This is a genomic window from Halomonas sp. NYA30 (genome assembly GCF_976980765.1).
Window position 1 is genome coordinate 495,159 of the sequence record NZ_OZ334477.1, and the last position, 21,440, is coordinate 516,598.

At 55.8% G+C, this 21,440-nt stretch carries 19 protein-coding genes; 14 read left to right on the forward strand and 5 right to left on the reverse strand.

Translation table 11 applies throughout. The features are described 5' to 3' along the window. Positions 1–45 precede the first annotated feature (45 nt). On the reverse strand, positions 46–2,862 hold the full coding sequence (locus tag ACWI0H_RS02310; RefSeq protein WP_485874695.1) for a DUF349 domain-containing protein: 2,817 nt from the start codon (positions 2,860–2,862) through the stop codon (positions 46–48). Between the two features lie 194 nt (positions 2,863–3,056). Here ACWI0H_RS02310 and minC point away from each other — a divergent pair, with 194 nt between their 5' ends. From minC to sbcB, 4 genes are all read left to right on the forward strand, one after another. Beyond that, positions 3,057–3,806, forward strand: a complete 750-nt coding sequence (gene minC, locus ACWI0H_RS02315; RefSeq protein WP_101147671.1) for a septum site-determining protein MinC — start codon at positions 3,057–3,059, stop codon at positions 3,804–3,806. 157 nt (positions 3,807–3,963) lie between these two features. After that, the gene (minD, locus tag ACWI0H_RS02320; protein ID WP_008958738.1) at positions 3,964–4,782 is read left to right on the forward strand and encodes a septum site-determining protein MinD; all 819 of its coding nucleotides are present in this window, start codon (positions 3,964–3,966) and stop codon (positions 4,780–4,782) included. Further along, positions 4,779–5,036 carry a cell division topological specificity factor MinE gene (gene minE / locus ACWI0H_RS02325; RefSeq protein WP_008958737.1) on the forward strand — a complete coding sequence of 86 codons (258 nt, stop codon included), beginning with the start codon at positions 4,779–4,781 and terminating at the stop codon, positions 5,034–5,036. Before minD ends, minE begins: the two co-directional genes overlap by 4 nt. Positions 5,037–5,142: 106 nt before the next feature. Beyond that, a complete protein-coding gene (gene sbcB, locus ACWI0H_RS02330; protein WP_485874696.1) occupies positions 5,143–6,636 on the forward strand; it encodes an exodeoxyribonuclease I in 1,494 nt (497 codons plus the stop codon). Positions 6,637–6,670: 34 nt separating this feature from the next. Here the strand turns inward: sbcB and ACWI0H_RS02335 are convergent, their stop codons facing one another. Further along, positions 6,671–9,559, reverse strand: a complete 2,889-nt coding sequence (locus tag ACWI0H_RS02335; protein WP_485874697.1) for an insulinase family protein — start codon at positions 9,557–9,559, stop codon at positions 6,671–6,673. After that, positions 9,559–10,245: an SOS response-associated peptidase gene (locus ACWI0H_RS02340; protein ID WP_485874698.1), complete on the reverse strand. Its 687-nt coding sequence runs from the start codon at positions 10,243–10,245 to the stop codon at positions 9,559–9,561. Before ACWI0H_RS02340 ends, ACWI0H_RS02335 begins: the two co-directional genes overlap by 1 nt. A 191-nt stretch (positions 10,246–10,436) precedes the next feature. Between ACWI0H_RS02340 and ACWI0H_RS02345 the strand changes: the two genes are divergently transcribed. Together ACWI0H_RS02345 and ACWI0H_RS02350 are read left to right on the forward strand one after the other, a co-directional pair. Then, positions 10,437–11,051 carry a TetR/AcrR family transcriptional regulator gene (locus ACWI0H_RS02345; protein WP_101147675.1) on the forward strand — a complete coding sequence of 205 codons (615 nt, stop codon included), beginning with the start codon at positions 10,437–10,439 and terminating at the stop codon, positions 11,049–11,051. Then, positions 11,048–11,713 (forward strand): 1-acyl-sn-glycerol-3-phosphate acyltransferase, encoded by a 666-nt coding sequence (locus ACWI0H_RS02350; protein WP_008958732.1) that lies wholly within the window; start codon positions 11,048–11,050, stop codon positions 11,711–11,713. The genes ACWI0H_RS02345 and ACWI0H_RS02350 overlap by 4 nt, the downstream gene beginning before the upstream one ends. Positions 11,714–11,730: 17 nt before the next feature. Here ACWI0H_RS02350 and ACWI0H_RS02355 read toward each other — a convergent pair whose 3' ends face one another. Both ACWI0H_RS02355 and ACWI0H_RS02360 read right to left on the reverse strand, forming a co-directional pair. Continuing rightward, positions 11,731–13,005, reverse strand: a complete 1,275-nt coding sequence (locus ACWI0H_RS02355) for an HlyC/CorC family transporter (protein ID WP_008958731.1) — start codon at positions 13,003–13,005, stop codon at positions 11,731–11,733. A gap of 104 nt (positions 13,006–13,109) precedes the next feature. Beyond that, positions 13,110–13,907: a cytochrome C assembly family protein gene (locus tag ACWI0H_RS02360; protein ID WP_485874699.1), complete on the reverse strand. Its 798-nt coding sequence runs from the start codon at positions 13,905–13,907 to the stop codon at positions 13,110–13,112. A gap of 246 nt (positions 13,908–14,153) precedes the next feature. On the opposite strand from ACWI0H_RS02360, the gene ffh reads away from it, so the two are divergent. From ffh to ACWI0H_RS02400, 8 genes are all read left to right on the forward strand, one after another. Then, positions 14,154–15,581: a signal recognition particle protein gene (gene ffh / locus ACWI0H_RS02365; RefSeq protein WP_485874700.1), complete on the forward strand. Its 1,428-nt coding sequence runs from the start codon at positions 14,154–14,156 to the stop codon at positions 15,579–15,581. A gap of 299 nt (positions 15,582–15,880) precedes the next feature. Then, complete coding sequence (gene rpsP, locus ACWI0H_RS02370; protein WP_290829182.1) at positions 15,881–16,129, forward strand: 30S ribosomal protein S16; 249 nt, start codon at positions 15,881–15,883, stop codon at positions 16,127–16,129. 61 nt (positions 16,130–16,190) lie between these two features. After that, complete coding sequence (gene rimM, locus ACWI0H_RS02375) at positions 16,191–16,736, forward strand: ribosome maturation factor RimM (RefSeq protein WP_485874701.1); 546 nt, start codon at positions 16,191–16,193, stop codon at positions 16,734–16,736. Between the two features lie 101 nt (positions 16,737–16,837). Then, the gene (gene trmD / locus ACWI0H_RS02380; protein ID WP_035583021.1) at positions 16,838–17,599 is read left to right on the forward strand and encodes a tRNA (guanosine(37)-N1)-methyltransferase TrmD; all 762 of its coding nucleotides are present in this window, start codon (positions 16,838–16,840) and stop codon (positions 17,597–17,599) included. Between the two features lie 231 nt (positions 17,600–17,830). Then, complete coding sequence (gene rplS, locus ACWI0H_RS02385) at positions 17,831–18,187, forward strand: 50S ribosomal protein L19 (protein ID WP_027957738.1); 357 nt, start codon at positions 17,831–17,833, stop codon at positions 18,185–18,187. A 135-nt stretch (positions 18,188–18,322) separates the two neighbouring features. Further along, a complete protein-coding gene (gene xerD / locus ACWI0H_RS02390) occupies positions 18,323–19,204 on the forward strand; it encodes a site-specific tyrosine recombinase XerD (RefSeq protein WP_485874702.1) in 882 nt (293 codons plus the stop codon). Then, the gene (locus ACWI0H_RS02395) at positions 19,179–19,985 is read left to right on the forward strand and encodes a DsbC family protein (RefSeq protein ID WP_485874703.1); all 807 of its coding nucleotides are present in this window, start codon (positions 19,179–19,181) and stop codon (positions 19,983–19,985) included. Before xerD ends, ACWI0H_RS02395 begins: the two co-directional genes overlap by 26 nt. A 134-nt stretch (positions 19,986–20,119) precedes the next feature. Next, positions 20,120–21,436, forward strand: coding sequence for a homoserine dehydrogenase (locus ACWI0H_RS02400; RefSeq protein WP_280105548.1), 1,317 nt, complete (start codon positions 20,120–20,122; stop codon positions 21,434–21,436). The last annotated feature ends 4 nt before the right edge of the window (positions 21,437–21,440 follow it).

The following is a 21,440-nucleotide window of genomic DNA, read 5'->3' on the forward strand; positions in this document are numbered from 1 at the left end:
GGGAGGCGCTCAGCCTCCCGTTGTTATTGATGTGTTCGTCATTTGTTAAGGCAGGGGAACTCTTGCCAAGCGGCTTAGCAGGTTATCCAACTCTTCTACTTCTTCAGCCCATAGTGCGGCAGGCATCGGTCCCAGTGCCAAAAGCGCGGCTAGAATGTCGGTGACTTCTTCATCACGACTGCGCTCCTGGCTGAAAGCCTCGTTCAAGCGTTCTACCTGGATGGCTAGCCGCAGCGGCTCATCGCTTTGCCGCACGCTACCAATAGCCAGCATAGAGAGATGTACTCTCAAGCGGGCGAGAGACTCCGCCAGCTTGGCATAGTCATTATCAGATAACGGCACTGCTACACGATGGCGCTGCTGATTGCGGGTGGCGTGTGCCTCTTTAAAGGCTGCCGGAAGGGGGGCGCTGAGTAACTCTTGCGCATCTACCTCGTTGGGAGTTCCCTCACTCAGGTAATTCTGGTCGGCGGTCAAGTGAGCATTCACTAGCGGCATAATGGTGTGCCACTGCTGAACCGTATTGACGACGGCGAGCCGATTTAAGCGTTCGCGACGTGCCCGCACAATGCCGCTCATGCGTCGCTGCATGCCTTCGCTGCGACGATTGCGTGGCAGCGGTTCGAGCTGGTTGGCCTGGTTTAGAAAGTTATCCAATGTGGCGGCTTCGCTGGCCTCAATGGGCTGCCAGCTATCCATTTGATCGATGAGCGTTTGCATCTCATCAAGCTGCTGTTGTTGGCGTGCCGCTTGCTCATTTTTATGCGCATCGCGCTGGGCAAAAAGCTGGTCGCACTCATGCCGAAAGGTTTGCCACAACGTTTGCTCTTCGCCTTTTGGGGCTCGCCCGAGCGCTCGCCACTGATGTTGTAGCTGTTTGGTGTGGTGAATACGTTGCGCCAACGGCTGGCTGTCATCACTGCGCAGTGCGGTCACCTGACTGATCAGCTCCCGTTTCTGTGAGGCAATTGTGTCGGCACGCTGATCAATTAGCGCCTGTAGCTGATGACGAATAGTGCCAAAGCGGCGACCAACGGCTTCTGAGCGGTCACGGGGTACCGGGCTGTAGTGACGCCATTGGTGGCGTGCCTTGTCGCGAATTTGCCGAAGGACATCGGGGTCGGCGTTTTCAGCCGGCTGGGCCAGCAAGCTCTCAAGTTGATCGCACAGCGCTTCGCGGGCTTGAAGGTTGGTCTCACGCTCTTTGCTAAGCTGATCCCGCCAAGGAGCGAGACGCTCATGAATACGGTCCGAGGCGCTGCGAAAACGAGCGGACTGTTCGCGGTTGGCCGCTGCATCACCTAGTGATTTCCACTCTTTAACCAACTGACGATGGTGACGGTCAAGCGCTTCTTCTGCCATGTGAAGGTCGTTGGCTAACGCTTCAATGCTGGCACATAGCTGCTCACGCTTTGGTCCGGCGACAAAGCCACGCCAATCGCGTAACTCCGCTAGCCGTGCTGCTAAGTGCTTCAAGCGAGTTTTGAGCGGTTGAGCGGCAGCGCTTTCTAGCCCTTCAATACGAGGTTTAAGCCGCTGGTGTAGGCGGCTGGCGCTTTTGAAGGCGCCACGCTCTAGCAAGCGCTCAAAGGAATCGAGTTCGCCCGCATAGGTCGTGAGTGTGGCTTGATCTTCCGCCGGAGGCGATGGGGCGGTAGTTTCGTCGCTAAGTACCGCATGGGCACGGCCCAGTAGCGCGGGAGGCGTTAACGTGTCGGGCCATTGGCACTCGCTAACCTGTGCCGCCAAGGTGGCGTGGTCACCATTAGCCAGCGCCGTTTCGATATTGGCGCTAACCGTGCACCAGCGTTGCCAAGCTTCCAGACATTGGTCGTAGTGTTGAATCGCTACCGTGTAACGCTGGCGTATGGTGTCGCTCGGCGGATGCATGTCGGAAAGCGCTTGCCAGCGCTGGCCGAGTAGCTGGCGCTGAGCGCGCAGGCTGTCTATATCCTGTACGGTCATGGCAGACGCGTGACGTAGGCCGTCGAGGGTTTCTTCAATCCCTTCCAGTAACTGTTCGCGCGTGTTTTCGGCTTCGTCGCGGCGCTCTGCGCTTTGTTGGCGAGCCTGCTCTTGTGTCTCATGATCGTGCAGTGTTTTGCGGCAATTGAGCAGCGCTTGGTGAAAACGCTGCTCCTGCTCAACGCTTGGCGGTTGAGTGAGTTGTTCCCATTGCCGTTCAAGATGCCGGAAACGGCCGCCGTAAAGCGGCTCCCACGGTGCGCGGGCATGCTGTTCCAGTTGGCTAAGCAGGGTTTCACGCTGCTGTGCTTCAGCTTCTAGCCACTGCGCATCGCTACGTAAGCGGTTAAGGCGTTCCCGCGCTAAACGAACCACTTGGCGGTCACGGCGTGCTTCTTTCAATAAGCGTTTGAGTCCCTCTTCATCCTCAATGCGCTCAGCAGCCTGGTGACGAACCGCGGCCACGCCGTTATGGCAGGCCTGATGTATCAGGTCGTTCTCATCAGTAAGCTTGCTCAATGCCATTAAGCGTAATGTTAGATTGTCGGCCTGTAAGGCCACCGCGTTTAACGCTCGCGGCTCTTCAACAAGCTCAACCAGCGCTTGACGCTGCTGCAGGTCGGTATGGCCTTCACGCCCGCTTAGCCGTTGGCAAACCGCATTGAACCAGGCTTCATTTTGCTGATGATGCGGATAAGCATCGACTAAGCCTGCGCAGTCATCCAACGCCAGCAGCGCAGCAAGGCGTATCTGGCTATCGGGATCTTGAGAGAGCGACTGCAGCGTCTGGCGCTGTTCTGATTGTTCAGGGTCGAGTCGCTGGAGGGCCTGACGACGTACTTCGGGGTCGGGATGCTGCCACCGAGGTGCGAACAGGCGTCTTAACAGTCCGTGCATGGATCATCCTGCTGGTGCGTAGCGTGAAAAAAATCGTTAGTCAGCAATACGGCGGTTGCAGTCGCCGACGCTGTCGCTTAGCTTGGCCTTACTATTTTGTAATAAGCATGGTGTGGTAAGCGACTATTTTCTAGACCACAATGCGTGATAGTACGCTACCTTTATCTTATCTGAACATGACAGGGAGTTCGGCCATGAGCCTTAACGTGGATAGTGCCGCAGTGGCCTTTACCTTTAAAGGCGGCATGCTGCCGATGACCGTCATGGAACTAAGTAGCGCTGACCCGGAACGAATCCGGCAGCAGTTGGCTGGCAAACTTTCCCAATCGCCTGCTTTCTTTCAGCATACACCGGTTGTGCTCAGCGTGGAAAAGCTAGATGAACCGCACTTAGCTCTTGAGCGTATTTGTGCCGTGTGCCGCGACCATAAGCTGCTGCCGGTAGCGGTGCGCGGTGGCGCTGAGCCTGTGCGCCAGTCGGCCTGGGCGCTGGGGCTGGGTTGGTTCCCGCCGGTTGAAGAGGGGCGCCCGCGGGTACTCGAAAGCGTTAACAGTTCCGCTGAGCAGGAAGTCAGCCGTGAAGAGGCTCCCATAAGCGACGTGGACGCTCCGGCACTTGCCACTCGCTTATACCGTGGCACCGTTCGCTCGGGGCAGCAGGTTAGTGCTTCTGAGGGGGATTTGGTCGTGATTGGTGCGGTAAATGCGGGGGCGGAAGTATTAGCGGCTGGCAGTATTCATGTGTACGGTGCGCTGCGTGGCCGTGCTCTAGCGGGTATCCATGGCAATACCAAAGCGGGTATTTACTGCCGTGAGTTGGAAGCCGAGTTGCTGTCAGTGGCAGGCAATTACAAACGTTCCGAAGATATTGATGCACAGCTTCTGGGCCGTCCCACAGAAGTTCACTTTACAAAAGAACAGCTTGAAATTAAGCCATTAGGCTAATGTATTGGTATGAGGCTGCGTTGGTGTTTCATGACTAGCGACGCCGAAGACGCTATCCGTTACAGTATGGCTTGTTGATGACATTGACGTTCCCGTTATGCGCAGAGCGGCAAATGACTCGCGCTCGCGAAGAACGACTTCAAGAAGGAAGTGACTCTTGGCCAAGATAATTGTAGTGACCTCTGGTAAAGGAGGGGTCGGCAAAACCACCAGTGCGGCGGCAATTTCCACAGGGCTTGCGCTGCGCGGTAAAAAAACCGTCGTCATCGATTTTGATGTAGGTCTGCGTAATCTTGATCTCATCATGGGCTGTGAACGGCGTGTGGTATATGACTTAGTCAACGTGATTCAAGGCGAAGCGGGGCTTAATCAAGCGCTGATTCGTGATAAACGCGTCGAAAATTTGTTTATTTTGCCGGCTTCTCAAACCCGCGATAAAGATGCCCTGACCCAGGAAGGCGTCGCGGAAATTCTCGAGAAGTTGAAAGAAGACTTCGATTACATTCTTTGTGATTCACCTGCCGGTATTGAGCGTGGTGCTCAGTTGGCGATGTATTTTGCCGATGAAGCCATTGTGGTGACCAACCCTGAAGTATCGTCAGTGCGCGATTCTGATCGTATTTTAGGGTTGCTTGCCTCTAAAACCCGGCGTGCGGAGCAGGGCGAAGACCCTATCAAGGAGCACCTGCTGGTCACCCGTTATAACCCGGAACGCGTCACCTCCGGCGATATGCTGACGCTGGACGATATCCGCGAAATTCTGGCGATCAACCTGCTGGGTTTGATTCCTGAGTCAGAAGCCGTATTGCGTGCTTCCAACCAGGGCGTGCCAGTGACTCACGATATCGCGAGTGACGCGGGCCAAGCCTATAGCGACACCGTATCTCGCCTGCTCGGTGAAGACATGCCGCTGCGTTTCCACGAAATGCAACGTAAAAGCCTGCTGAGCCGCATGTTCGGGGGAGGTCGTCGATGAAACTGCTGGAGTTCTTGAAGCGTGAGCGCAGGAAATCCGCCTCGGTAGCCAAAGAACGTTTGCAAATTATTGTGGCGCATCAGCGTAGCCAGCGCGGTCAGCCAGACTATATGCCGCTGCTTGAGCGCGAACTGCTTGAAGTAATTCGCCGTTACGTGCATGTAGATGACGATGCCATTCAGATTTCATTGGATAGCGAAGACAACTGCTCCGTGCTGGAGCTAAACGTTACGCTTCCCAAGAGCGGATCTTGACTTGAGAGCGAGTATTAAGCGCTAGATCAAAGCGCGTAAGACGCGGCGAAAGGGGTGGCGGGTGTGCTACGCTTGGGCTTTTCATTGCCCAGCGGAGTGTTTGTTCATGGCGCCACCCAATGCTGCCCCTGCCAGTTTTCTCTGGCATGATTATGAAACCTTCGGGGCTGACCCGCGTCGCGATCGCCCAGCCCAGTTCGCAGCCCTGCGCACTGATGCCGAATTGAACGAGATCGGCGACCCGATTGAGCTCTACTGCAAACCGGCCGATGACTATTTACCACACCCCGCTGCCTGTTTAATCACCGGTATCACTCCTCAAAAAGCCCAACGCCATGGCTTGCCTGAAGCAGAGTTCGCGGGCGAAATTCAGCGCCATATGAGCGAGCCAGGCACCTGCGTAGTCGGCTACAACAGCCTGCGCTTTGATGACGAAGTGTCCCGCCACCTGTTTTATCGCAACCTGCTCGACCCTTATTCCCGTGAGTGGCAAAACGGCAATTCCCGCTGGGATTTGATTGATGTGGTTCGCGCTTTTTATGCGTTGCGGCCTACCGGCATCGAGTGGCCACTGCGCGAAGATGGCGCGCCCAGCTTTAAGCTTGAGCACTTAACGGCAGCGAACGGTATTGCCCATGAAGGGGCTCATGACGCAGTGGCCGATGTGCGCGCAACAATCGCCTTGGCGCGTCTTCTCAAGGAGCGCAATGCAAAGCTGTTTGATTACTTGCTCGGCCTGCGCGGTAAGCGTGCGGTGGCTAAACAGCTCGACTTGCCCAATGCCAAACCGCTACTGCATATTTCCCGCCGTTATCCCGCTAGCCGTGGCTGCAGCGCCCTGGTGATGCCGTTGGCTGAACACCCGACCAACCCCAACGGGGTCATCGTTTACGATTTAAGCATTGATCCCAGCGATATGCTTAGTATGTCGGTGGAACAGATTCGTGACCGTGTGTTTGTTAGTCAGCAAGATTTGGCCGAAGGCGATGTACGCATTCCGCTGAAAGTGATTCATATCAACCGCTGCCCGGTGGTCTTTCCTGCCAGTGCCTTAAAAGATGTCGATGGGCCACAAAAGGGTGAGTATGGCTCTATCGTTGAACGTTTAGGCTTGGATGTGACGGCCTGTCGGCAGCATTGGAAAACCCTGCGTGATGCCAGCGGTGTGGCTGAGAAGGTCGCAGAGGTATTTAGCGCAGGCTATGAAGATGCGCCGCAAGACCCTGATCTAATGCTCTATTCAGGCAGCTTCTTTTCCGCCGCCGACCGCCAGCAGATGGAGCGTGTGCGTGAAATGGAGCCGTGGGACTTAGTGGGGCAGCGTTTTGCGTTCCAAGATCCACGCTTGGAAGAGATGTTGTTTCGCTTTCGTGCGCGTAGCTACCCCGACACCTTGGAAGGCGAAGAGCGTGAGCAGTGGGAGGCGTATCGCTGGATGCGCATTAATGACTCTGCGCTAGCGGGCTTTACGTTAAAGGCATTTGCGCGGGAGATCGCTCAGTACAATCAGCAAACGCTTACTGATCGCGAGCGGCAGATTCTGGAAGAGCTGGTCATGTTCGTCGAAGCCATGATGCCAGCTCAGGCGTTTGACGCCTGAGCTGCTATCAATAACGAGTCGTTACGATTAAGTGTTACGGGGTGGCTTGCTGTTCATGCACGCTGGGCAGTGGTGAGCGGGCCTCCCGATAATCGCTGACATCGCTGGGTTCATCGCCTGGATTAAAACGCACCTCTAGCATGTGTTCGCGTAGCGATGGCCACAGGGTCTTGATGTCATCAAGGCTAACGTTAAGGACTAATTCCGCCAGTTGTTCACGGCGGTCAAAGCGCACGTCTTCCAGGGCCGTTGCCTGCCAGTAGCGGTTGGCCATTCCAGATAAGCTGGTGTCGCGCTGGCGCAGCTGGTCGTGAACTGCTTGGCGGTGGGGCGCTAACGCTTCGTCGCTTAACTGATCGAGTCGCTGGCCAGCGTCCTCAAGAAACGCATCCATCCGCTCGGCAATCGTATCGCTGTCGGCATCTGGCGATTGAACCACTAACGCAATGCCTGGTGCTTCTAGAAGGGGCGAATAGCGAGCGTTAACGATGTAGCCGAGTTGCTGTTCAGTACGCAGCTGCTGGTAGAACGGCGTATCCAACCACTGGGCAATCACGCTGGTCGTTGCTTGCTCTTCAGGGGTTTGATCACGAGCTTGCAGGTAGCGCAGCACCAACGATTCATCTCGCGAGCTATGTGGGTGCAGTACGGCGTGCTCTTCATTTACCGCCAGCGGGGTTAGGCTGGGTATCTCCTCGCGGGTTAAGCGTGGACGTAGCTCGGCGCGTATCAGCTCTGCTTGTTCGCGAGCCAGCTCGGCATCAAGATTGCCGACTGCCATGGCATCGACATAGAGATCATCCAGAAAACGTTGGCGAAAATCCTCTAGATGGTGACGGTCAAAGCGTTCACTGGCGGCGAGCAGTTCAGCAGTCGACCACTGCGGTGTGAGCAAGGCTTCGCCCAGTGTACGGCTGGCTTGGCCATATAACGACGCCTGGGGCGCGTTGCGCCATTCACGCTGCAGCTGGTAACGCACGCGCTCAAAAGCGCCGTCGTCAATCTCTGCATTTTTAAGCTGCTCAATCGCCTGCTCGATTAGGGGTGTTTGCCCATCCCGCCAGCCTGAAAATGAGAGCGTCATGCCACGGGAATGAGGGTAAGCGCTAAACGATTGGCCTGCCAGCCACGCCGGGTAGAGAGATTCATTCAGGCTGTCGTTAAGCCAACTGGCGAGCAGCCGAGTAAGCACTGCCTCTTGTGCGGAGTAGCTGGCGGTTGGATTTTGCAAGCTGACACGCCACTCGACGCTGGGGGTATTAAAGCGCGCAGCCTGCATATGCCAGGCGGTAAACGATGGTGTATCGACCAGCAGGCTGGGTTGCTCATCCTGCCCTTCCAGCAAGGTTAAGTCATTGGCGATAAAGGGGTTGGGGCCGGGCAGCGCTAAGCCGCTTAAGGCTTGACCCGGCTGGTCGGGTGTTTGCTCGCGCCACTCAGTGTTGAACCAGGGGGATACGGTGTCGCTCTCCACGTCCGGCGCTGAGTAGAAGCGCAGCATATTATCCGCCGTTAGTGCGTCCAGGTACTCTTGTTGACGCTCGGCATTAGGGCCATCCATGCGGTAAGCCGCGTACTGCACATCTTCTACCGGGTAGCGCGATAGGTTCATGGAGAGGCGCGTCGCTTCCTGCTGAGGTGCACCATGCTGTTGGAAACGAAACCCCTGCTCGTTAAGGTTTGCCTGTTCCTCGTAGCGCCACTCGGCGAGGCCGTCGTTACGCAGTTGCTCAATGGCTGCCAACAGGGTGGCTTCAATATCATCCAGGCGCTCGGCGCCCGCCGGGGTCAGGCTGATGGAAATAGTGAACAGTGCCTCGTTTCCGTCGCCCCGGCCAACGCCAGCGGAAAGACCGTCGGCAAGCCCTGCATCGCGCAGTACCGCCAGCAGACTGCCATCGCCTTCATCGCCGAGTAAATGGGCGATCAGTTGTGTTGGTTTTGTGCGGTAGTCGTCGGTTGGGTCGGGCACTGGGAAGTAGAAGCGTAGCTGGCGCCGGTTTTGCAGCGATTGGCGTTCGATATAGCGGGGGAGGGTATCCGACTCCACTAACGGCGCTTCTATACTCGGCACGTTCAAATCGTTGTCGGGAATAGCGGCAAAGCGTTCGGCGACCCACTCTTCCAACTGGTCCAGTGGCTGGGGCGCGACAATGGCCAGGTTCATGACATTGGCGTCGTAATGCCGGTGATAAAAATCAATCACTCGCTCGCGCAGAGGTGTTTCGCCCTCAGGTGGGCTGGCTAATGTCTCGCGGCTACCGACGGCAAAGCCAGTGGTGGGGTTATCAGGGTTGAGTAGCTGGTTCAGGACATCGTTTTCACGCCGTGATTCGTCACGGATTCGCGCCATATACTCCGAGTGAACAATATTGCGCTCGCTTTCCAGGTGGTCCGCATTGAACAGCGGCGAAAGGAAAAACTCGCTGAAGCGGTCAAGCGCGCCCTGAAGTGCCGATGGCTCGATATCAAAGAAGTAGTTGGTGTCCTGCTGTGCGGTAAAAGCGTTATGAGAACCGGCGTTATTGGAGATGTAGCGCTGGTACCCGTCGGATTCTGGATACGGTTCGGTGCCTAAAAACAGCATGTGCTCCAGAAAGTGGGCCAAGCCCTGAAGATCATCAGGATCTTGCGCGCTGCCCACGCGGACGTTCATTGACGCTGCTGCTTTATCTGCCTCGGGGTCGCTGACTAGTAGCACATTAAGCCCATTTTCAAGCGTCAAAACGCGGTAGTCGCGGCTGTCATAAGGACTGGTGATTGGGGTGACTGTTTCTTTAACAGCGTCCACTGCGTCCGTGTCGGCAACGGCCTCATTGTCGGCGGCTAACGCGAGCGGCGCTACCCAAAGGCTTATGATGACACCGAGCAGTGCATGCTGGGGCAGGTGATGCCAGTGCTTGAAACAAGGGGATCGCAACATTACAGCTCCTGAGACACAGCCCAGCGCAGCATCGACCCGGTAGGGTGGGCACAAGCCGATGACTGATAGGCGGGATTATTGACATATTTAGATACCGGAAAAGCGCCCAACAGTTCCAAAGGGGCAGGCGCTAGTAGTGAATTAAGCGTTTCAGTATCGGTATCGGGGTTGAGCCAAGTGGATAGCGCATGATTGGGAATGACCACCGGCAGGCGATCCGTTAGGGGTGATAGCAGAATATTAGCGGGCACGGTAATCAAGGCAGAGGAGTCAGTGAACGCCGTTAATGTGGTGTGATAGCGGCACCACAAAGCGCCTAACAGTAGCGGTGCCCGGGACACCTGAGTCACTAAAAAAGGCTGTTTACTGCGTGGCTGGGTTTTCCATACATAAAAACCGCTCACCGGAATAACGCAGCGGCGTGCGCTGAAAGCATCGCGAAACATTGCACGTGATTCCAGGGTTTCAGAGCGGGCACAATGCGGTGCGTGATCCAGCACTTCCAGCCAAGGCGGCGTAAGGCCCCAGAAAACCGACGAGAGTCGATACTGGCCCTGCTCAAGGCGAATCGCCGAAATGGGCCGTCGAGGTGCTAGGTTCGGGGATTCAATCAGCGGATCCTGGAGTCCAAGCGATGGCAATAAACGGGTTAGCGGTAAGTTTTGCACATGCAGTCGTCCCGTCATGCCTATCTCCTTAAGCAAAATCGTCGTGGAAGTGGTCCTAGATGTGAGGGACTTCGCGCAATTAAGCACGAATTGTAGTGTTTTAGTGTCGAAAACAGTGTTCGATGTAAGGTATCCTATAGTAACCCTTACTCCCGCTAAAGTGCAGTGAGGCATTCCTCCTCGTTTGCCGTTGACCTTAAGAGATCGCCATGGCCCGTCCTAGACAGCATGCGCCCGATGCCCTCCATTCGCAGGTCATGCACGCTTGTGATGAGTGGTTGGCTGAGCAGCCAGTCCATGGTCTTTCACTGCGTGCCCTGGCCAGGGAAGTCGGCTGCGCCCCCAGCACGCTACTCAAACTATATGGCAGCTTCAATAACTTATTGCAGCACGTCAATGTGGAAACGCTGGCGCGCTTGCAGCACACCATTACTAGCTTAGTGGATGATGAGCCTGAGCCATGGTTACGTTCGCTAGCCCGTGCCTACTGGCTTTTCGCTGAACAAGACTGCTACCGCTGGCAGTTGCTTTTCGATTACCCGTTAGCGAAAGAGGGTGAGCTTGATCAGCGTCAGAGCGATTTGATTGAAGCGCTGTTTACGCAGGTGGAAGCATCGCTCAAATCCTATCAGCCTGCGTTGGATGACCTTGAGGCGCGTCGATTGGGGCGCACTCTGTGGGGCAGCGTACACGGACTCGTTCAGCTTGGCCTTAATGAGCGCTTGGGCTACTGGCAGGGGCAGCAGTTAAAAGTGGATGAGTTGCTCGACCAGCTGATGAGCACCATTCTGGCTGGCTTACGCCACCGTGAGGCGGCAACGTGACGGGGTGGGTCAATGTGACTCGCCAGGTGCTGCGCTGGCTGATTTTTATCTCCATGCGCCTTTGCTACCGGCTGCAGGTTCATGGGCGCCACCATATTCCCAAACACGGCGCGGCGCTGGTGGTGTGTAACCACGTAAGCTTTATGGATGCCTTAGTGCTCGGCGGTGCTAGCCCTCGGCCACTGCGCTTTGTTATGGATCAGCCGATTTTTGATTCCCCTTGGCTGAAGTGGTGGTTCCAGCTGGTTGGCGCTATTCCGATTGAGTCTGAGCGCCGCAGCCCCGGCGCGCTTAGGCGCGCTTTGGATGACGTGAGCGCAGCCCTTCGTCAGGGTCAGGTCGTGATGGTATTTCCTGAAGGTCGATTGACCCCCGATGGTGAGATTCACGCTTTTCGCCGTGGCTTGGAGACAATCCTGGCGCGGGACGATGTGCCGGTAATCCCTGCTGGATTGGCGGGTCTATGGGGTTCCTGGACGTCTCACCATGGTGGTAAGGCGCTGAAGAAATACCCCAAGCGGTTTCGTGCGCCGGTCAGCTTGCACTTTGGCCCACCGCTCAATCGCCTGGATGCTGATGATATGGCGCTGAGGCGGTTTCTAGAGGCAAGGGTAAGGGCGTTAAAAGCGGCAGCTGACCAGGATCTTGCCAACCGTCATTAACACTTGCTTGTAACTGGCTAGCGGCGTGGCAGGCGTATTTTTTGCCAGCAGCGTGCCGAGGTGATGAGATTGTCTCGGATCTCTAGAATCTCCATGCGCATATTGTCGATCTGCAGGCACGCCGGGCCTTCCGGAAAAGCTTCAAGGTGTTCAAGGATTAGCCCGTTAAGCGTCTTGGGGCCATCGGTAGGAAGCTGCCAGCCGAGCATCTTATTAATTTCGCGAATATTGGCGGTGCCTTCGATCACATGGCTGCCGTCGTCCTGCTGGTGAATCTCTTCATCTTCAGAGACATCGGTGGTGAATTCACCAACGATCTCTTCCAGAATATCTTCCAGCGTGACCAAGCCCTCAACATCGCCATACTCATCTACCACGATGCCAATACGCCGCTTCTGCTTTTGAAAGTTGAGCAATTGGGTATGGAGAGGTGTCGACTCGGGAATAAAATAGGGCTCGCGGGCTTCCTGAACAATGGATGCCTTGGTGACTTCATCCCGGGATAGAAAGCGTGCCGCATTACGCAAATGCAGCATGCCGATAATATTATTGATGTCGCCTTTATAGACCGGCAGCCGAGTGTGCTGGCTGGTACGAATCTGCGTCAAAATATCTTCCAGCGTGTCATCCAGGTCGATGCCCAGAACTTCATGGCGAGGCACCATAATGTCGTTGACGGTGACGTTCTCAAGGTCAAGAATCGACAGCAGCATGGCGCGGTGACGGTAGGGAATCAACGTGCCGGCTTCATGTACCACCGTGCGCAGTTCATCACGCGTTAGGCTGTCACCGCCGTTATCGACGCTTTTAACGCCCACTAGCCGGAGCAGGCCGTTAGACATCACGTTAACCAGCCATACCAGCGGGTAGAGCAGCTTCAGCAGCGGTTCAAGGGCATAGGACGTCGGGTAAGCAATCCGCTCGGGCTTAATTGCGGCGTAGGTCTTCGGCGTCACTTCGGCGAAAATCAAAATCGTGATGGTCAGCAGGGCGGTGGAGATAGCAGGCCCTGATACGTCACCAAAGAAGTGAATGGCAATAATGGTGGCGATCGACGCTGCCAAGTTATTGACGAAATTATTGCCGATCAGGATAACGCCGATCAGGCGGTCTGGGCGTGTGAGCAGGCGCATGACCCGTTTGGCTCTGCGATCCCCGCTATTAGCCTGATGGCTTAAGCGGTAGCGGTTAATCGACATCATGCCGGTTTCAGAGCTGGAGAAGAAAGCAGAAAGCACTATCAGTAAGGCTAGCAGGCCGAACAGTAACCCCAGGGGGAAGTCGTCGCTCAAGTCGAAAAGTCCTTTGTGGCGTATTAGGCTCGATTTGTAGAAGGTCGCGAGTTGTGTGTCAAGACAACCAAAGGCGTGGTTGCGCCCCGTTTGCGGTTGAGCAGTTATCGATTGAGTAAAACCTCAAGTACAAACTTGCTGCCGAAATAGGCCAGTACGAGTAGGCCGCAGCCGCCCAGTGTCCAGCGTACGGCACGCATGCCGCGCCATCCATAACGATAACGACCAATCAACAGTGTCGTGAAGATTACCCAAGCCAGCAGCGAAAGCACGGTTTTATGCGCCAAGTGTTGGGCAAAAAAGTTATCCAGGAAAATAAGGCCGCTCACGATGGAGAGCGTTAATAGAATGATGCCCGCCCAGATCAACTCAAAAAGCACGCGCTCCATGGTGGTCAGCGGCGGTAGCGACTGCACTATGCCGCGAATATGATGATGGCGTAGCGCCTGGTTTTGCAGGCCAACCAGCACGGCTTGTGCGGCGGCAATGGCCAATACGGCAAACGCTAGGGCAGAGCTCACTGCATGCAACAAAATGCCTGGCGTTAGTCCCGTATGGCCGCCTTGATTCGGTAGCCAAGTGGCAGCAATGAGCGCAATGCCTGCTAGCGGAAACAGCGCAATGCCTGCATTAAGCACCGGTTTAAACAGGCTGGCGACCAACACAACATTAACCGCCACCGCCATCAGTAGCGTGGCACTGGTGGTAAAGCCGGGCAGTAGCCCAGGGGATTGGCCGACTAATTTGACCACCACAGGAATATGCAACAGCAAGCCCAACACGGCGAGCAGGCGCACCATGCCCTGGCGGGGCGGCACGCGCCGGAAGAGCGTCATGCCCTGCCAAATGGCAGCGGCAACATAAAAAACAAAAGCAATCGTGGCGAAAGGGAGCGCCTGCATGATGCTAATCCGTGCGCCTTGCAGCGCGTTGCTGTTAATAAATAAACGTATTAAGCGTGATTATGACAAACATCTATCAACTACTATAACTAATCCAAGCGGCCTCGCCCAGCGGGGTAAACGCATGAAAATAAGGCGGGTGCTTATTACGCCCCATGGAGACTCACAGCTTGAGCGCGTATAATCTTTTTACTAAATAGTCCAGGGCGTACGCGCCAACGGCAGTGACGGAGGCAGAGAGGCCCCATGTTCCAGAATCTAAGTGAGCGTCTTTCCCAGACGTTAAAGTCGATTAAGGGTCAGGCTCGCCTGACCGACGACAATATTAAAGATACCCTGCGCGAAGTGCGCCGCGCGCTGCTTGAGGCCGACGTAGCACTGCCGGTCATCAAGGCGTTTATTGAGCGTGTACGCGAGCGGGCGGTAGGCCAAGAGGTCTCTAAAAGCCTTTCGCCAGGCCAGCAGTTCGTCAAAATCGTCCAGCAGGAGCTGGAAGCGATTATGGGCGAAGCCAACGACGGCTTTGTGCTTAAGGGCTCCCCTGCCGTTGTATTGATGGCCGGTCTGCAAGGTGCGGGTAAAACCACTTCTGTCGCCAAGCTGGCCCGCTACCTGCGCGAGCGCGAGAAAAAGAAAGTTTTGGTAGTGTCTGCCGATGTTTACCGCCCGGCGGCCATCGACCAGCTCGAAACCCTGGCTAAAGAGGTCGAGGTGGATTTCTTCCCCTCGCGCTCTGACCAGCAGCCGGTAGCGATTGCTGAAGCGGCTATCAAGCACGCCAAAATCCAGTTTCACGATGTGGTGCTGATCGATACCGCCGGTCGACTGGCGATTGATGAAGCCATGATGGCGGAGATCCAGGCGCTGCATAAAGCGGTCTCGCCTCAGGAAACGCTGTTTGTCGTCGACGCCATGACCGGCCAGGATGCTGCCAATACCGCCAAGGCGTTCAGCGAAGCGCTGCCGCTAACCGGTGTGATTCTGACCAAGGCGGACGGTGATGCCCGCGGTGGTGCGGCGCTATCAGTACGTCACATTACCGGCAAGCCGATCAAGTTTATGGGCGTCGGTGAAAAAGTCGACGCCCTGGAGCCATTCCACCCAGACCGTGTCGCCTCGCGCATCCTGGGGATGGGCGACATGCTGTCGCTGATCGAGGAGGCTGAGCGCACGGTTGATAAATCCAAAGCCGAGCAGTTGGCCAAAAAGGTCAAAAAAGGCGACGGCTTTGATTTGGAAGATTTCCGCGACCAGCTCCAGCAGCTTAAGAAAATGGGTGGCATGGGCGGCCTGCTGGGCAAGCTGCCCGGCATGGGCCAGATGGCCGAAATGGCCCAAGGCCCGGGCCCTGAGAAAGAGATGGGCAAGCTTGAAGCGCTGATCAACTCGATGACACCCAAAGAACGCCGCAAACCCGATATTATCAACGGCTCACGTAAGCGCCGCATTGCTGCCGGTGCAGGCCTGCAAGTGCCTGATCTGAATCGTCTACTCAAGCAGCATAAGCAGATGCAGAAGATGATGAAGAAAGCGGGCCAGAAGGGCGGCATGCAGAAAATGATGCGCGGCATGTCCGGCATGATGGGCGGCGGAGGCCCGGGTGGGCCTGGCGGAATGGGAGGCCCCGGTGGCATGGGCGGTATGGGTGGGCCAGGCGGATTGCCGCGGCGCTAATTAAGCAGCCGTTCGCGGGGTAAGGTTGACGGCCTATGAGTTTTCTGGCTGTCAGGCTTTCCAAGCTGAGCGCATTTGCGTAGAATGCGGCCTCTTCATGCGTGGGTGTTACCCAAATACGTCAAAAACGTAGTGGTGGCAGCGCTCAATGAAGGCCTTAATGGTACTAAGCATGGTCATTCCAGCCGCTTTGTGGCTGTGTGTCAGCTGAGTGCCAAGAAAACAGCACGACGAGTGTTCCGATAGCGGTTAGCGCTATGACCACACTCTCGTAACTTCAACCGAAGGATAGTTATCGTATGGTTACCATTCGTTTGGCCCGTGGTGGCGCCAAGAAGCGTCCCTTTTACCACCTGACTGTTACTGATTCGCGTAATGCACGTGATGGTCGTTTTATCGAGCGTGTTGGCTTCTTCAACCCGGTTGCCCGTGGTCAGGAAGAGCGTCTACGCGTTGATTTAGACCGCGTTGTTCATTGGCAGAGCCAAGGCGCCCAGGTTTCTGGCCGTGTTGCTGAGCTGCTTAAAGAAGCACGCAAACAGGCCTAAGCCTGCTGTGTGGGATCTTTATGTGGAATAAATTGAGTGCTGTGGCTAGCTGAGGTCGTCAATGTCGCGTTTTGAAATAAGCCAAACTGACGACACACATGTGGTGCTAGGCAAGCTGACTAGCCCTTATGGGGTGAAAGGTTGGCTCAAGGTGTACTCCTACACTAGCCCGATAGACAGCATTCTAGAGTACCCGGAATGGTGGGTGCGCCAAGGCGAAACGCTGAATCGCATTAGTATTGTTCAGGGGCGTCGGCAGGGCAAAGGACTTGTAGTGCAACTGGAAGGTGTCGACGACCGTAGTGCGGCTGAAGCATTGGCCCAAACGGACATCTTGATGCCCAAACAGGCACTGCCTGAGCTTACTGACGACGAGTATTATTGGCACGAGCTTGAAGGCATGGTGGTCTTCACTCAGGCTGGCGAACGGTTAGGACGGGTAAGCTATCTGTTCGAAACCGGTGCCAACGATGTCATGGTAGTCCGCGGCGATGTTGATGCAATCGACAAGCGTGAGCGGCTGCTGCCATTTTTGCCAGACGATGTCATTATCGAAATCAGTTCCCAAGAGGGCCGCATGGTCGTCGATTGGGACCCTGAGTTTTGACCAAACTTATGAACAGTTTGAGTAATGATACATCTTCCGGCTCAACTGAGTTGGATAGTGGCAACGCTCCGGCAGCGGAGAGTGAAGCAGTAGCGCCTGCAATGTGGATTGGTGTGGTGTCGTTGTTTCCCGAAATGTTCGACGCGTTAACGCAACAGGGCGTGGTCGGGCGAGCGGTAGAGAAACAGCGTATCGCATTGGAGTTTTGGAACCCGCGGGACTACGCCACTGACCGCCATCGTAGCGTAGATGACCGCCCCTATGGCGGTGGTCCAGGGATGTTGATGAAAGTCGACACTCTGCGCGCAGCGATCTTTGCGGCTCGTGAGCGGGCGCAACAAGCCACCGGCTTAGTGCCGACGGTGATCTATCTATCGCCTCAAGGGCGAAAGCTGGATCAGCAAGGCGTTCAAGCACTGGCTTCCGCCGGGCCTTTAGTGGTCGTGGCAGGTCGCTATGAAGGCATTGATGAACGCGTGGTGGAGAGTGACATCGATGAAGAGTGGTCGATTGGTGACTATGTGCTGAGCGGCGGTGAGCTGCCGGCGATGGTGCTGATCGATGCAGCGGCAAGGCTGATACCCGGCGTGCTGGGCCATCAGGATTCCGCTGTCGAAGACTCGTTTAATGACGGTCTGCTAGACTGCCCGCACTATACTCGTCCGGAAATAATTGACGGGCGCCAAGTGCCAGATGTGCTGCTAAGCGGTAATCATGCAGCTATCAAGCGTTGGCGATTAAAGCAGTCGCTAGGCCGGACATGGCAACGCCGTCCAGACCTGTTGGAAGGGCGAACGTTAGATGCCGAACAGCGCAAGCTGTTAAATGAGTTTATCGAGGAACACGCTCTGTCCACTAAGTAGGTTGTTTTCAACTAGTTTTATTAACTAGGTTGTTTTCAACTGCTTGAACCAGAGCGGCGGTGCAGGGCGAATACGGCAGTAGCTTACATAGAAGTCTATGTTTGAATAACTAGCCAACGCACCTGTGTCACCCATAACGACTCCCGCGAAGCTCGTTTCGAGCGCCGGGATCACGGCTTCCGCCACCCATGTTTGAGCGGTTAAGCCAACACGTTATTCAGGAGTATGAAGATGAGCAGCAAAAGCAAAGTGATCCAGGCGATCGAATCTGAGCAAATGGGCAAGGAAATTCCTCCCTTTGCCCCCGGCGACACTATTGTCGTTCAGGTAAAAGTAAAAGAAGGCACCCGCGAGCGTCTGCAGGCGTTTGAAGGTGTGGTCATCGGTAAGCGTAACCGTGGCCTGAACTCCGCGTTCACCGTGCGTAAAATTTCTCACGGCGTTGGCGTTGAGCGTACCTTCCAGACTTACAGCCCGCTGGTTGACTCGATTGAAGTCAAACGTCGTGGTGATGTGCGTCAAGCCAAGCTTTACTACCTGCGCGAGCGCAGCGGTCGTTCTGCACGTATCAAGGAAAAGCTGGCTTAAACGCCACTGTTCCGTGGGCGTACGCTGTGCTTCTATAGGCGTGGCGCCCAGATACCAAGACCCCGTCACCGCTTTGCGGGGCGGGGTTTTGTTTATACAGCTGCTTGATAACAAACAGCCGGAGACTGCTGCCGTATGAGCGTGATTGATGCTTTCCTGGATGCCCTCTGGCTTGAACAGGGCGCCAGCGATCATACGCTAGCTGCCTATCGGCGTGATTTAACCGCGTGGCAACGTCATTTGGAGAGCCATGGCGAAGCGCTGTTGGCGCCACCGCCGGAACGGATTAGCGAATGGTTCGCCAGCCGCCGGGGACAGGGTTACCAACTGCGTAGCAATGCCCGGCTGCTGTCGACACTGCGCAGCTTCTATCGTTGGGGGCGTTTAAACAACCAAGTGGCGAGCGATCCGCTCACCGATATCAAGCTGCCGCGCGTCATTCCCGGCTTGCCTAATACGTTGGAAGAAGACGAAGTAGAGCGCCTGCTGATGGCGCCGGATACGGAGACGCCTTTAGGCGTGCGCGATCGTGCCATGTTGGAGTTGCTTTACGCCTGTGGCCTGCGGGTCTCAGAACTGGTGGGGCTGACCGGCGATGCAGTCAACCTTCGCCAAAACGTGGTGCGGGTGCGCGGTAAGGGTGATAAAGACCGCCTGGTGCCGATGGGGGAAGAGGCCGCGGATTGGATTGCGCACTACATGGAGACCGCACGATTGGCCTTGATGAGCGACCCAACACGCCCAGCGTTGTTTCCAGGCCGGGGCGATAAAGCCATGACTCGGCAAACGTTTTGGCATCGTATTAAGGTGCATGCGATAACAGCGGGGATTACCCGGCCACTGTCACCTCACACGCTTCGCCATGCATTTGCCACCCATTTATTGAATCATGGGGCCAATTTGCGGGTCGTACAGCTGCTGCTAGGTCATAGTGATCTGTCGACGACCCAAATTTATACCCATGTAGCCCAGGCCCGCTTGGAAAGCCTACATGCAGAACATCACCCACGAGGTTAAATTGAAGATGCGTCAACGCCGTTTTGTAACTCTACCTTTACTAACACCTTCCTCGATGTTGGCGTGTTTGCTAACCGCCACCCTGTTACCTTCCGCTGCTCAGGCTGACGACGTGGCAGATCGACTGGCTGAATCACTTAGCGTCAATGGCCAGTCGATGCCCGTGGAAGCGGTCACCGAAACACCGATGGATGGCGTTTATCACGTGCGGTTGGAGAGCGGCGAATCGTTTTACACCAATGCAGACGGCAGCCACTTTCTGGTCGGCGACCTATATGAAAATGCGCCCGATGGGTTGGTCAATTTGACCGAGCAGGAACAGAACCAAGAGCGTGCCGATGCGCTGGCGGCAATACCTGAAAGTGAGCGAGTGATCTTCCGCGGAGCTGACGAGCCGAAGGCGACCATAACGGTGTTTACCGATCCTAGCTGCCCTTACTGCGCACGTTTGCACGACACTATTCCAGAATTGAACGAGCGCGGCATTGCCGTTCACTATTTGGCGTTTCCTCGCGCGGGTATGGGAAGCCAAGCCGCTACAACGCTGCAGCAGGTGTGGTGTTCGGACAACCGCAGCGAAGCGATGACCCAAGCCAAAGAGGGCCAGGCTATTTCCAGCTCGGCAAGTTGCGACAACCCGGTGGCAGGTCAGTATGAGTTGGGCAAAGCGTTGGGCGTGCAGGGTACGCCAGCGATTATTTTGCCCGATGGGCAGTTGGTTCCCGGATTTGTGCCACCCGAGCGGCTCACGGCCATGTTAGGCTTGGATGATGAGGAGTAGTGCCGCAACGATTAGACGGCACACAACGCTGAGACACTGTCTTAACGCGCGATTTTAAAGAGTTTATAAAACCGCTTCTAAGACTAAATTTAAGACCAGCACCACCAGGTGCACGAGACGAAAGGGGAAGTATTTTGAAACCGGTAAGAGTAGGTATCTGTGGTCTAGGCACTGTCGGTGGCGGCACCTTTAACGTATTGACCCGCAATGCTGACGATATTTCGCGTCGTGCTGGCCGCCCTATTGTGATTGAGCAGGTTGCTCATCGCAGTATTCATCCTGACTGCGATATTACCGGCATCAATGCCACCTCCGACGTGTTTGAAGTCGCGACCAATCCCAATGTGGATGTCCTGGTGGAGCTGATAGGCGGTTACGATATCGCCCGTGAACTGGTACTTACCGCCATTGCAAACGGCAAGCACGTGGTCACCGCCAATAAAGCGCTGATTGCTGTGCACGGTAACGAAATCTTTAAGGCCGCTCACGAAAAGGGCGTCATCGTGGCGTTTGAAGCCGCGGTGGCTGGCGGTATACCGGTGATCAAATCGCTGCGCGAAGGCCTGGGCGCCAACCGCATCGAGTGGGTGGCGGGTATTATCAACGGCACCGGCAACTATATTCTTACCCATATGCGCGACGAAGGCCGGGCGTTTGAAGATGTACTCGCGGAAGCTCAAGCGTTGGGCTACGCCGAATCTGATCCCACCTTTGACGTTGAAGGCATCGACGCGGCGCACAAGCTGACGATTTTGGCCTCGATTGCCTACGGCGTGCCGCTCCAGTTTGAGAAAGCTTTTACTGAAGGCATTTCACGGATTACTGCGGAAGACGTCGAGCAAGCCGACAATCTGGGCTATGTGATCAAGCACCTGGGTATCTCCAAGCGCACCGATCAGGGCCTGGAACTGCGGGTCCACCCCACGCTGATTCCTAAAGAGCGCCTGCTGGCCAATGTTCACGGTGTCAAAAATGCCATCGCAGTCATGGGCGACGCGGTAGGGCCAACGCTCTACTACGGTGCCGGTGCGGGTGCCGAGCCCACCGCGTCAGCGGTGGTGGCCGATTTACTCGACGTGGCGCGGGATATCTCCACCGAGCACCGCTACCGGGTGCCCTACCTGGCCTTCAGTGGCATCGACGAAGATGTCAGCCAACTGCCCATCATGCCAATGGAAGATATCATCACGGCCTACTACCTGCGCCTGCTGGCGGTGGATCGCCCCGGCGTGTTGGCGCGGGTGGCCACGATTCTATCTGAGCAGGGCATCTCGATTGAGGCACTGATTCAGAAAGAGGCCACCGAAGGCGAGCTGGTGCCGATCATTCTGCTCACACACCGCACCAAAGAGAAGCAGATGAACGCAGCGATTCGTGAAATCGAATCCATGGCCGATATTGCGGGCCCCGTCACGCGTATTCGCGTGGAAAGCTTGAGTGAAGGGGAGTAAGCCT

Bases quoted from the DNA above. Each gene is read 5' to 3' on its own strand.
- ACWI0H_RS02310 (WP_485874695.1), bottom strand. From the start codon at position 2,862: ATGCACGGACTGTTAAGACGCCTGTTCGCACCTCGGTGGCAGCATCCC.
- minC (WP_101147671.1), top strand. From the start codon at position 3,057: ATGAGCCTTAACGTGGATAGTGCCGCAGTGGCCTTTACCTTTAAAGGC.
- minE (WP_008958737.1), top strand. From the start codon at position 4,779: ATGAAACTGCTGGAGTTCTTGAAGCGTGAGCGCAGGAAATCCGCCTCG.
- sbcB (WP_485874696.1), top strand. From the start codon at position 5,143: ATGGCGCCACCCAATGCTGCCCCTGCCAGTTTTCTCTGGCATGATTAT.
- ACWI0H_RS02335 (WP_485874697.1), bottom strand. From the start codon at position 9,559: ATGTTGCGATCCCCTTGTTTCAAGCACTGGCATCACCTGCCCCAGCAT.
- ACWI0H_RS02340 (WP_485874698.1), bottom strand. From the start codon at position 10,245: ATGACGGGACGACTGCATGTGCAAAACTTACCGCTAACCCGTTTATTG.
- ACWI0H_RS02345 (WP_101147675.1), top strand. From the start codon at position 10,437: ATGGCCCGTCCTAGACAGCATGCGCCCGATGCCCTCCATTCGCAGGTC.
- ACWI0H_RS02360 (WP_485874699.1), bottom strand. From the start codon at position 13,907: ATGCAGGCGCTCCCTTTCGCCACGATTGCTTTTGTTTTTTATGTTGCC.
- ffh (WP_485874700.1), top strand. From the start codon at position 14,154: ATGTTCCAGAATCTAAGTGAGCGTCTTTCCCAGACGTTAAAGTCGATT.
- rpsP (WP_290829182.1), top strand. From the start codon at position 15,881: ATGGTTACCATTCGTTTGGCCCGTGGTGGCGCCAAGAAGCGTCCCTTT.
- rimM (WP_485874701.1), top strand. From the start codon at position 16,191: ATGTCGCGTTTTGAAATAAGCCAAACTGACGACACACATGTGGTGCTA.
- trmD (WP_035583021.1), top strand. From the start codon at position 16,838: ATGTGGATTGGTGTGGTGTCGTTGTTTCCCGAAATGTTCGACGCGTTA.
- rplS (WP_027957738.1), top strand. From the start codon at position 17,831: ATGAGCAGCAAAAGCAAAGTGATCCAGGCGATCGAATCTGAGCAAATG.
- xerD (WP_485874702.1), top strand. From the start codon at position 18,323: ATGAGCGTGATTGATGCTTTCCTGGATGCCCTCTGGCTTGAACAGGGC.
- ACWI0H_RS02395 (WP_485874703.1), top strand. From the start codon at position 19,179: ATGCAGAACATCACCCACGAGGTTAAATTGAAGATGCGTCAACGCCGT.